Origin of the sequence: Nitratireductor pacificus pht-3B (genome assembly GCF_000300335.1) — a bacterium.
In the GTDB taxonomy this organism is placed as follows: Bacteria; Pseudomonadota; Alphaproteobacteria; order Rhizobiales; family Rhizobiaceae; genus Nitratireductor; species Nitratireductor pacificus.
This window is the reverse complement of sequence record NZ_AMRM01000002.1, coordinates 55,333-66,810: the sequence shown is the minus strand read 5'-3', so window position 1 is coordinate 66,810 and position 11,478 is coordinate 55,333. Positions and strand designations below refer to the sequence as shown.

Here is an 11,478-nt window from a genome sequence, read left to right as displayed (position 1 = left end):
GTGGAATTCTTCAGCAGCCTCAACTTCACCTCATCGAACGAAGATGCAAGAAGCGAGCTTGCCGCGCTCGCAGGTCCGCGCCGGCGGCTTGTCTGCCTGACTGGCAGCGGCACCCGCCCGCTGGACATGCTGCTGTCGGACGCCAAGCAGGTAATCGCCATCGATATCAACCCCGTGCAGAACGAGCTCCTGCGCCTGAAGATCGCGGCAATCCAGACCCTCGATCATACGGAACTGTTGGCTTATCTTGGCATCCTGCCCTGTCATGACCGGCTGGCACTGCATGCACGGCTGCGCTCCATTCTTCCCCCGGCAACCGACGCCTTCTGGACCCGCCGGCAACGCCTCATCAGGCACGGCATCTGGTATGCGGGCCGCTGGGAAAAGGTGCTTCGTTGCGGGGCTTTGGGGGCACGCGCGATCCGCGGAAAGGCCATAGATGCGCTTTTCGCATCCACAAGTCTGGACGAGCAGGCAGCCACATGGCGCGACTGCTTCGACGACCGGATATGGCGCGGCGCAATACGTCTGCTTGGCCGGCCCTGGATCTGGACCCGTATCATCGGCGAACCGGGTGGGGCGTTCCTCCCTGAATCAAGGGAGGTCGAGAGGCGGCTTGCGTCTGCCTTCAATCGCGCTTCAGGGAGCTTCTTTTTCCGGGAAAGCGACTTCGTTTCACTGATCCTGCGCGGATGCGTCTCTCTGCCGTCAGCCCTGCCCCTGCATCTGCTGCCGGACAATTTTTCCCGCATCAGGAAGGCGCTACCGAGGCTGCAGGTGGTCGACGGCGGTCTCACCGATCTTCCGAGCCTCGGCCTCGGCGAGGCGGATGCCTTTTCGCTTTCCGATTTCGGTTCCTATTGCAACGAGGCAGCCTACAGATCCTGCTGGAACGGAGTGCTGGCAGTTGCGGCAGCGAATGCGGTCTTCTGCGAACGGGTTTTCATGAACCCCCTCGTCGCGCCATCGTCCCGGATCATCATCGACCGAACCCTGTCCGATCGCCTGACCCGGTCGGACCGTGCCGTGATCTATGACATTCGCGCCGGGCATATTGCGAGGCCAGCTGGCGAATAGAGAGGGTCACAAATGGCGTATGGCGTCGATGGTCTCGCGGATGATTTCACGTCGCCAGCGCAGAACGAAAGCGACCCAGAAGAGCGCAAGCCCGCCCACAGCCAGCGCATATCCGCGCTGGTGACGCTCCCGCTTGCGGGAGGCCGTCCAAGCTTGCTCCGCCGTGAAATAGGTTTGACCATTGATCGCCAGTCCCGCGACCGCATAGCTTCGATAAACGGGCTTTTCATTGACCGGCCAGTTCAGGACTTCGAAGCGCACATTCGAATCCACGGGTATCGGCGCCGGGTAATTTTCGACAGACAGATGAAACTCCGTCTCCGGAAACCGCTGCAGATAGACGAAGCGCACCGTGACCGGGACGCTGATGCCGGACACGATCCTGCGCCGGGGTTTGCGGGCCGGCCGCTTCGCCTGACGAAACTCCTTGACCTTGCCCTCGACAATCCGGACATCCTCAAGGGAAAACCCCGGTGCGAGATCGTTGGCCTTCCCGTTCAGCCACAGCGCAACGATGCACAGCACCATCGCCGGAGCCAGGGAAACCCAGACAATCGTCGCCCCTTGCTTCAGCGTTTCAAAGGGTGTCGGCATTCTTGCGTTTCAGCTCTTCGAGCTCGCGCAGCATCTTGTCGGCCGAGGTATGCCCGAGCGCTTGCGCCTTGCGCAGCCATTCCTCCGCCTTGCCGAAATCCAGCTCAACGCCGATACCATTTGCGTAGAGAATGCCGAGATTGAACGCGCCCTGCCTGTCATCTTGGGCTGCTGCCTTGCTCTGCCACTCGAACGCCAGCTTCTCGTCCTTCGGCACCCCTTCGCCGTTCTGGAGCATCACTCCCAGATGAACCTGTGCAGCCGGATGGCCCTGTTCTGCCGCCTTGCGTATCCACTCGGCCGCACGCTCCGGATCCTTCCCCACGGCGCGGCCGTATGCATAAAGTTCACCGATCTTGTATTGCGCGGCGGCATGGCCCTGTTCCGCGGCCTTGCGGAACCATCCGACCGCCTTGGCCCGGTCCTGAACACCCGCCCTGTTGCTGTAGAGGATGGAAGCAAGCGCGAACTGCGCATCGGCATTGCCTGCCATAGCCGGTTCGAGAAGCCATGTGGCAATGCTTGAATCGCCATTCTCGGCGGAGGTGATGAACAACGCGCCGGCGCGCTCTTCATTCTGCTCTACACCGCGGCCCTCCAGATACATTGTGGCAAGCTTGAAGGCGGCATGCGGTTCTAGGCCCTCCGCCGCCTTCGCATACCATTCGGCAGCCAGCTGGTCATTCGGGGCCACGCCCAACCCCTCTTCGTAAAGCGTCCCCAGCCTGTAGGCGCCGCGGCCGCTGCCCGCCTCCGCGGCCATCATGTACCACTTGATGGCCTGTTCAGCATCGCGGGCAACGCCGCGCCCTTCCTGATAGATGAAGCCAAGGGCGACCCCAGCCCCCTGGAGACGTATCCTCGAACTGGGATCCTGCGCGTTCTCCGCCGCGGTTTCCACCAAGGCACGATACCAGCGCGCCGCCTGCTCATAATCCTGATCAACGATGCCGCCATTGTAGAAATAGTCGCCGAGATAGGCCTGCGCCTCCGGATTGCCCTTTTCGGCTTCCGCGAGGATCGGATCGCCGTCGAGTGACGGCAACGCAGCTTGCGATGCCGGTGGCACAATGAAACGCCGGCGATAGGCGGAAGCGAGCACCGCCAGGATATCGCTCTGTTGCAGGATGGCCTCCGGCAGTTCCTTCATTTCCACAAGGCTGTTTTCCCGGCTGCAGGCATTGGCGGGCATCTCGGCCAGGAGCTTCTGTGCCCGTTCGTCGATCCTCGCTCTGATCTCCGGAACGACAAACCCGGGAGGCTCGGTTGAACCTTCTGCGATCCGCATCGTTCCGCCATGGCACGCTTCCGCATAGCGCTTGTGGCTGGCAAACCGGGCCTGCGCCAAACCGTACTCTTCGATCAGCCTTTCGCGAACCTCCGCTTCATCATTCTGGTGCGCGAAAAGCCGCATATCGTGCTGTCTGACCAGGTTGCCCCCTTTGTACTCAGGCTCTGCCGGCAACGGATACCCGACCAACCGGTTGACATGATCACGCGTGAGCAACTCGGCCGACCACGCAATCTGGAATCCCGACACTGCCAGCGCGATGCACCCGAGCAGCAGGCGGATCCAGGTTCCACCTTCGCGCAGGGCGCGAAACGCGACGACAACGCCGACGATGCCCAGTACGACACCGGCGATGTTGAAATTGGACTCGCGAACAAGCTCGCCGTTGACTGTCAGGCTGCTGCCGGTTCCGATGAAGATCCAGAATGGCGCCACGCCCAACGCAAGGGCAAGCAATGGCGCCCGCAGGGCAGGCCAGTAATCGGCGGATCTCATTGGGGGCTCCAGAATATCTTCAGAGTGGGGTTTCGTTCAGAACTGTACCGAACGGACATTGGTCGGCAGATCGCTCATCCACCACTCCGGCGCGTAGGATGACCGGATCGGACAGCGCAGCAACGATGTTTCCTGCAGCGAAACTTCCCGTGCGCTCGACGCCCGCAGCTGCAGGACATCCGCCTTGCCGGCAGCGCCGCTCCGGAGCGCCGCATCCTCATCCGGTCCGTTTCCGCAACGAACCTGCAGCACGGTCTGAAAACCCTCCGGATTCGGCGCATCTCCGGTTGCATCGATGACGGCGCAGTAGCGCTGGCCGAATTGAATGGCCGGGCCTGCGGTTCTTGACAGGTGCATGGACACACGCTCGCGTCCCGGCATGCTCGCCGCGCCGCAGCCGTCGATCTTTTCAGCGTAGACGCCATCAGCGAAGCTGCCGACTTGCTCAAGGTATGAGCCGTGAGGTTCCACCTGTTCGACGGCGCGATTGACCGAAAGCACTTCACGGATCAGCTTTCTGTCATCGTCCTCGGCGATCTCAATCATTGCCTCGATGAGGCAAAGATCGCCTTCGCCGCAGCTATGCTTGACCAGAGCCTGAGCCTCGCTGTCAGCCTGAATGAAGCAGGCCCCGTCTCCGGAAATCATCGAGCCCGCCAAACCTGAACCCGTGTTCAGGACGCCGAAGCACCATTCATATTGAAGCTTACCACGCGCCGTGGCCAATGCCGGCAACACCCGGTATCCGACTTCGTCTTGAATCTCATCGTTTGCCGGGCAGGAGAACTTCCGGGTCAGGAAGACCTCGCCATCGGCGTACCAGCTGGAGCGGACGGTCTCCTCCGGGCGATCATCCTTCTGGGTCTCACCCGCGCCGAACCCCGAGAAACAGGCAACTGCATCGCTTCCGTCCTGCGCGATGAGCAATCCCCAACTCACATCTCCGCCGCTCGCCGCCTCGAAGGCGCGCATGTAGAGATAATCCCCGACGGCAACCATGGGAGCGGTAACGGCCCTTCCGCTTGCTGTATCGTCCAGAATCATCTGTCTCAGATTTGCATCGATAAGCGCGCCGGCGACCGCCGATTTCACTGCGGGGTTCTGAAGGAAGGAAACATCCCCGACTTCGTCCCAGGGATACTTGTCCGCATAGGCGTGCAGGTTCACCGCGTCCTGCGCGTTGGAATGGCCGTTGCCCGCAATGAGAACGACCCACATGGCTGCTGCAGCGAAAGCTGGTTTCATCGGTGTTTCCCTTATCGAATCCGATGGTTCAGTGGTCTTGAGGTGCGCGCCACGGGCTCAGGCCGACGCCTCGGTCTTTCGCCCGCGGCGCAGGAGGAGAAACCCGACGACATAGAGGAGCAGGCAGCCGGAGATGAAGGGCATCGCGAGGGCGATCACCCAGAACCACGCGGCCGTTGCATGATCGTTCCTGGTGCGTGCGTCCGCCTGGGCAAGATCCTGCACCTGGAAACCGGCGGAGATTCCGACAGAGATCACGTTCAGCAGCAGGATCGTGCCGAAGATCATGCATCCCCAGCCGATCAGACGCTTGGTCTTCTCCATGCGCGCGAGAAGGACGGAGACCACAAGGGCCATCACAATCTCGACGACCACGGCCGTGAGCATCATGCCTTCATAGCCACCCGGCATCTTGGATGCCAACTCGGGATGCGAGCCGAAAACTGGGACCACAAATGGGGCGATGATTCCGAAGCTGAAGTATCCGGACAGGATACCGAAGACAATGCCGACTGGCCACCTGACCCACGCGGAGTTCATGTACATTGTGTTCACCAGTCGAGAAACTCACTGCGAAACAGTCGGCGGCTGGCACTGCTGCTTCTATAAATGCAGGCGGATAATATTGGCGGAGGCGCCCCACTCCAATACTACAGATGCACTAGAAACCCGGCTGTTCGGGAAAGCTGGGGCCCTAGCACAACTGACCCACCGCGCCTGAGCCTATTGAACCACCAGCTCGACCCTGCGGTTACGCGCCCGCCCAGTCTCTGCGGAGTTGTTCGCCAAGGGCGCGAGAGATGCCACGCCCTGCGGCGAAAGACGCGCCCGATCGATGCCGAAGTCTGCCGCCAGCCGTTCAACCACCGCGGCGGCACGCGCCTGCGAAAGCGTCACATTGGCCGCGAGGCTTCCCACATTGTCGGTATGCCCCACGATATAAACCGTCAGCGCCGGATCCGCTTCCAGAAGCCGCGCCATCTCTCCCAGCGCGGGGTCGGACTCCGGCTTGATCTCCGCCCTGCCGGTGTCGAAATAGACGCCGGAGACCGTCACATGTCCCATGCGCTCCAGAGATTTCTTCAGTTCATCCGCCTGAAGCACCTTTACCTGGCCCGTCGAAAGACCCACCGCCTCCACGACCTGTTGGTAAAGCACCGTCCTCCCGGTGGAAGTGTCCTCCACCGCGTGCAGGAAAACGTGGACCGGACCGTCGCCATCATCACGGCGCGCCAGAAGCGCGCGCTCACCGGTTTCGCCGAAGAACGCATCCCCGAAAGCCGTGGGCCGCACACGCCCGGTGTTGGCGATCAACGCCATCATGTCGATGCCGCATGCCTCGTGGCTGTTGCAGGCGAAGAGGGTCTCGAACCCCGCCTGGGCCAGTGCGGCTTCGTAATTGCGCATGACTTCCAGAACGGAGTGATCTCCGGGGATGCGATAGCCGATCCGGGTAACCTTGCCTTCGAGTTTGAGCAGGTTCCCGGTTGTCTCGCTATCGTCGATCCTGCCCGCGGGCAGCAGGGCTTCGTCATAGTCCCTGACCTCGTAGGATCTGATCGTCGCCGTCGTGAAGCGGGTCAGGAGCGGGTGATCGGATGAGCCTTCGACATCCTGCGCATGCGCAATGCCGGTCAAGGACATGCCGCACGCGAGCACGAAGCCCAGTATCCGCTTTGAAAGCATACCGTTTCCTTCTCTTGTCTTGCCGAATGGCGTCGGTTTCCGGATCATGTCGGCTTTTCCGTACGGGGTTCGCGCGCCCGCTGCCGCAGCCATAGCCCTGCCGTGGCACCGACGACCGCGGTAGTGAAAAGCGGAAACGCGAAGAACATCAGGTAGATGATGACGGTGAAGGTGGGACCGTGCTCGATGTCTGCGTTGTTGTGATACACCCATGCGGCGCCGAGCAGGAGCACGACCACCAGCAAAGTCCCGCTCCAAAGCACCGCCCGCAAGCCGGCAAAACGACCGACCACTGCTGAAACGATCAACGGCAAGCCGACAAACAGGGCGCCGGCTATGAAAAGAAGCGTCGTAACCTCGCCATCCATCGCGGTCTCAATGCCCTTTCTCAGGGCATTCCACGACCCCAAACGCGAGGCATAGTATTCGGAGAGACATCACGGTCCAGTTGGACAGATGCACTACGACGAGCGCCGCCCGGCATCGCGGCACCGTTTGAAGCTAGTGCATTCGCACTATATGCCCGTTGTCGCCCGCAGTGCTATGGATCGATCCTCAATCTCGTGCTTGTTCGAAGGGTCCACACCCGTTGCGCCAAGATCGCATCATCATCGCCGATGACCATCCCGTCTTCCGTGACGGTCTCGCGCGCTTGATCCAACGCCACGAACCCGAGGCCAAAATCGACCAGGCCGCAACCGTCGAGGAAGCGCTCGCGCTCGGCGGCGCCGGGACACCGCCCAGTACGTTTATTCTCGACCTCCTCTTCTCGACCGAGAATCTGGAAACATACCTGCCTGAACTGCGCAGACGTTTCAGCCGCGCCTCGATCATCGTCGTATCGATGATCGATGAGATCGAGGTCGCCCGACGCGTCATGGGCAGCGGCGCCGACGGCTTCATCTGCAAGAGCCTTCCCCCGCACGAGATCGTGGCCGCCGTCGCGGCCGTGCGCAACGGCGATGCGGTGCTGCAACTGGAGGCTTCGGGAAAACCCGTTACCGAAAGCGACGAGGCGCTCGGCGGCCTGACACAGCGCCAGGTCGAGGTCTTGCACCTGCTGTCCCGCGGACTGAGCAACAAGGAAATAGGGCTGGAGCTCGAGATCTCCCCGTTCACGGCCCGGGTCCACGTCTCGGCTGTTCTGAAGGCGCTCGGTGTCACCACGCGCTCAGCGGCCGCAGCCAAGGCGATTGCCTGCGGCTTGAACTAGCGATGCTGGGTGACCACCTCCGTGGTCAAAACAGAGCGCAGCTCGGCCGGCCGCACCGGCTTCGCGAGGATCGGGACGGAATCGTCCCCCAGATCCTTCAGCACCCGGGTCTCGTCATGCCCGGTCACGATGATCGCCGGAATCATACGGCCCGCGAGTTTCCGGACGGACGCGATGCAGTCCGCACCGGTCCTCTTCCCGCCCAGGTCATAATCGGTGATCATCACATCCCAATCGGCAGCGACCTCCGGAATCCCGGTCTCCGCCTGAACGATGCAGCCCCATTTCTGGAGCAGGGTGGCCGTTGCCAGCAGGACATCTTCGTCGTCCTCGACAAGCAGCACATGAAGGCCGGAGACGGCGGATGGCGTCCGGGTGGGCGCAGGAGCGACGGCCGCCACCGTCTCGTTGCAGCGCTCCAGTCCTGAAATCACCACCGAAGTGCCGCGCCCGGATACGGAGAAAAGCCGGACGTCGAGCCCCATCAAAGCGCCAACGCGCCGCACGATGGACAAACCGAGCCCCACGCCTTCCACGTCGCGATCGCCGCGCTCCCGCACCTGGTAGAACTCGTTGAACACCTGATCGAGATGTTCACTCGGAATGCCCGGGCCGCAATCGTGGACCTCGATGGCGACCGTGTTCCCCCTTCGGCGACAGCCAATGAGTACGGGGGCATCAGGGGCATATTTGAGCGCGTTGCTCACGATGTTCTGCAGCATGGTGGAAAGCAGTGCTGCATCCGTGCGCACCACAAGGCTGCAGGGAACAGCACGTAGTTCGACATCGGCCCATTGTGCCATTTCGGAATACTGACGCACCACGTCGGCGATCACCTCCCCGACACGGATGGGAGCAAGCTTCGGTTCGACTTTCCCGCTATCGAGCGTCGCGATGTCCAGCAGCGACCGGAACAGGCCTGCCACGCTTTGCAATGAGCGGTCGATGTTCTCGACCATCTGCCGCTCCTCGCGCCCGAGACCGGCGTCGCGCAGACAGGCCGTGAAGAGGCTGATCGCATGGATCGGCTGGCGCAGGTCGTGACTCGCCTGGGCAAGGAAGTTCGATTTCGCGAGGCTGGCTTCCTGCGCCTCGTTCAGAGCGCCCCGCAGCGCCCGTTGCAGACCGTCGATATAGGCCGGCACGATCAACGTGGTGAGGACCAGTGTCAGCACGACATAGGGTTCGTTGCGCCACTCCACGTTGACCCCGGTTGCAATGGCGATTGAAGCCAGCGCCATGCACGTTGCAACAAGGAGATAGCGGGATCCGTAGCGCATGCCGTTCCCGACGGTGACCCACAGCAGCGTGGCGTATACCGGCAGCATCACCATGCCGCCGACCGCCATGGCGATCGTCATTGCACCATAGTCGCCCATCATCGCAAGCATGCGCCGCCAGACGAAGTGGCCCGGTTTCCGGATGATGTGCCACAGGAGGACGACCGAGACCGGGATATAGGCCAGCACGGCGATGACAGTCAGCCATTCCCCGAAGGTTTCGAGGCCACCCGAACCCAGGACGGCTACGAAGTAGATGTCGAACAACGGGAGCAGGATAAGCCGCACGACGGCCTGGCCGCGCTCTGCATCCGAACGCCCGCTCAGGGCCGCCAGGTGTTGGGCGATCCTTGGTCGCTTCCATGGCACAGTTCCAGTATCCGCCATCCGCTCCCTCGACCGTCCTGCTTTGGCGCAATGTGCCCGGCCGGAAACGCCAGCCAAAAGCGATCCATTTCTGCTGGATCGGAGCACACACCAACCAGCGCTGGCCTGGAACCTGTGGGGCGTTTACGGAGCCTTGCGCCAAATCTCAGCTTTCTGTCGCCACCCTTGCGAACAGTCAACCGATTTCATCGTGGATACAGTAGTGCTTCTTCGATGTACTCCAGATCCAATCCTTGATGTCTATGGTTTGGCGACCGAACCTATTCACATAATTGCTGCGCGGGAATATCTGTTGACCAGCAGCCCGCGACACCCTTTAGCCAATTGAGGTCTCGGCAGAATTGTACGCGCTTTAACGCCGTCTGCGGCAGCATCCTCTCCTTTCCCTAGCGTCTCTTTCATTGAGCCTTCTCTGTGCTTCTCCCATGAGTGCGGCCGGCGGCATGAGGAAACCACATCCGCCCGACCGCAGACCCCTTTGCCAGCGCAGTCTCACGGACCTCGATGAGTCCTCACCCTGGATCCGGTCCGCGTGCGGTGCCTGACGTTGCTCGTTTCGCCGACCAAAGCCTGCCCGCAAATGAAGCAGACCCCGGGTGCGACCCTCGTTTGACGAACCCCGCTACATCCCCGATCAGCCCTTGAACCACACGTCCCACAGGCGCAGAAGCTCCCAGGGCTCCAGATTCTCGACCTTCTGCGAAGCGATGATCTTCATGCCCCTGTTTCCGCTCGGGATCAGATAGGCCTGATCGTAAACGCGCTCCTCAACGTCGCGCCAGGCCGCCTTCCGCTCCTCGATATCGGGTGAGTTCACGACCCGCGCATAGGCCTCGTCCAAAACCGTGTCTTCCTTCACGTGGGAATATCCCTTGAACACGGTGAAGTAGGTCAGCGGGCCTTGGGCGGTCGAACTGGAGATGGTGATGTTCCAGCCGCCTTCCCCATCTGTGCGGCGGGCGACATTGGTGGGCCAGTCCACCATCTCGATCTCGACCGGCATGCCGATCGCCATCAACTGTTGCTGCAGCACCAGCGCCGAATTCTGCATGAAGGGGTAGTTCGCATTGGTCATGATCTTGACCGGTTCGCCCTTGTAACCCGCCTCGGCCAGGAGCGCCTTCGCCTTCTCGACATTGCTTTGGTTGTAAAGCGGCTGGGTGTCGGCGCCGGTGTGATACGGGCTGCGGGAGAAAAGGAAGGAGGAGTCCAACTGATAGAACCCCTCCATCGCCACATCCAGGGTTTCCTCTGCATTGATCACCGCCTGGATCGCGCGCCGGACAAGAACGTTGTCGGTCGGACCGTTTCCGGTGTGCAGCACCGTGAAGACCTTGGCGAACGGCATCAGGTCGATCACCTGCAGATCGGGATCCGCCGCCAGGCGCTTCGCGGACTGAACCGGAATGTTGTCGGCGATGTGCATCTCGCCGGTCTGCACACCGGCGACGCGCGCAGCCCCTTCGACGGCGACCCGGAAGGTGATGGTGTCGAAATAGGGTGTCCTCTTTCCACCAATGCCCGTCGGTCCCTCGTAGCGCTCATCCGGAACGTAATCTTCAAAGCGCGTGAGTTTCACATGTGAATCCGCCATGTGCTCGACGAAGCGGTAAGGCCCGGTTCCAACGCCTGAATTGGCGCCGCCCTCGGTATCCCGGTCCTCGGCCGGGAGTATCACCAGGCGGTACTGCTGCGCGGACAGCATTTCCAGAAACAGGGGTTGCGGCTCGGACAGTGAAATGATGAAGGTCAACGGGTCTGGCGCGGCGGTGCTGGCGATGTTGCTTTGCAGGCTCTTGCCGGGGCTGATCCGCTTGTGCCGCTCGAACGATGCCAGAACGTCAGCCGAATCCATGATGTCGCCATTGTGGAACCGGACGCCGGACCGCAGCTTGAAGGTATAGACTAGGCCATCCTCGGAGATGCTGACGCTCTCTGCGAGCTGCGGTTGCGGGGTGGTGTTGTCGTCGAAGGCCATGAGCGCTTCGTAGACATGCACCGCGACATTCGAATCGGCCTGTGCCGTGGTAACGTGGTGATCGGGGCGCGCCAGGCGAGTTCCCAGGCCGACGACCAGATCGCCTCCTTGGCTCCGGGCGCTGGCCGCGGTTCCCGGAATGGACAAACTCAGGCCCACGACGAATGGTGCAAGTGCCAGTTTCGACATCTGGCGTCTCGTCAGTTTCATTTCTCTCTCCTCTCCTGTTTGT

10 protein-coding genes are annotated in these 11,478 nt (G+C 61.6%); 2 read left to right on the top strand and 8 right to left on the bottom strand.

All coding sequences use genetic code 11. The features are described 5' to 3' along the window. Positions 1–1,077: a DUF3419 family protein gene (locus tag NA2_RS01835; RefSeq protein WP_008593530.1), complete on the top strand. Its 1,077-nt coding sequence runs from the start codon at positions 1–3 to the stop codon at positions 1,075–1,077. A gap of 6 nt (positions 1,078–1,083) precedes the next feature. Here NA2_RS01835 and NA2_RS01830 read toward each other — a convergent pair whose 3' ends face one another. From NA2_RS01830 to NA2_RS01805, 6 genes are all read right to left on the bottom strand, one after another. Continuing rightward, complete coding sequence (locus NA2_RS01830; RefSeq protein WP_040676453.1) at positions 1,084–1,605, bottom strand: hypothetical protein; 522 nt, start codon at positions 1,603–1,605, stop codon at positions 1,084–1,086. 49 nt (positions 1,606–1,654) lie between these two features. Continuing rightward, positions 1,655–3,457 carry an SEL1-like repeat protein gene (locus NA2_RS01825; RefSeq protein WP_008593526.1) on the bottom strand — a complete coding sequence of 601 codons (1,803 nt, stop codon included), beginning with the start codon at positions 3,455–3,457 and terminating at the stop codon, positions 1,655–1,657. Positions 3,458–3,493: 36 nt separating this feature from the next. Continuing rightward, entirely contained in the window at positions 3,494–4,702 is a 1,209-nt protein-coding gene (locus tag NA2_RS01820) for a hypothetical protein (RefSeq protein WP_157188104.1), read from the bottom strand. Positions 4,703–4,759: 57 nt separating this feature from the next. After that, positions 4,760–5,248, bottom strand: a complete 489-nt coding sequence (locus NA2_RS01815) for a hypothetical protein (protein WP_008593522.1) — start codon at positions 5,246–5,248, stop codon at positions 4,760–4,762. 177 nt (positions 5,249–5,425) lie between these two features. Next, entirely contained in the window at positions 5,426–6,436 is a 1,011-nt protein-coding gene (locus NA2_RS01810; RefSeq protein WP_244423572.1) for an OmpA family protein, read from the bottom strand. Beyond that, positions 6,433–6,756 (bottom strand): hypothetical protein, encoded by a 324-nt coding sequence (locus NA2_RS01805; protein ID WP_008593517.1) that lies wholly within the window; start codon positions 6,754–6,756, stop codon positions 6,433–6,435. The genes NA2_RS01810 and NA2_RS01805 overlap by 4 nt, the downstream gene beginning before the upstream one ends. A 221-nt stretch (positions 6,757–6,977) precedes the next feature. Here NA2_RS01805 and NA2_RS01800 point away from each other — a divergent pair, with 221 nt between their 5' ends. Next, on the top strand, positions 6,978–7,601 hold the full coding sequence (locus NA2_RS01800; protein ID WP_008593515.1) for a LuxR C-terminal-related transcriptional regulator: 624 nt from the start codon (positions 6,978–6,980) through the stop codon (positions 7,599–7,601). Here the strand turns inward: NA2_RS01800 and NA2_RS01795 are convergent. Next, entirely contained in the window at positions 7,598–9,268 is a 1,671-nt protein-coding gene (locus tag NA2_RS01795; RefSeq protein WP_081582586.1) for a hybrid sensor histidine kinase/response regulator, read from the bottom strand. The genes NA2_RS01800 and NA2_RS01795 overlap by 4 nt on opposite strands. Before the next feature lie 634 nt (positions 9,269–9,902). Next, positions 9,903–11,456 (bottom strand): ABC transporter substrate-binding protein, encoded by a 1,554-nt coding sequence (locus NA2_RS01790; protein ID WP_008593512.1) that lies wholly within the window; start codon positions 11,454–11,456, stop codon positions 9,903–9,905. Positions 11,457–11,478 lie beyond the last annotated feature (22 nt).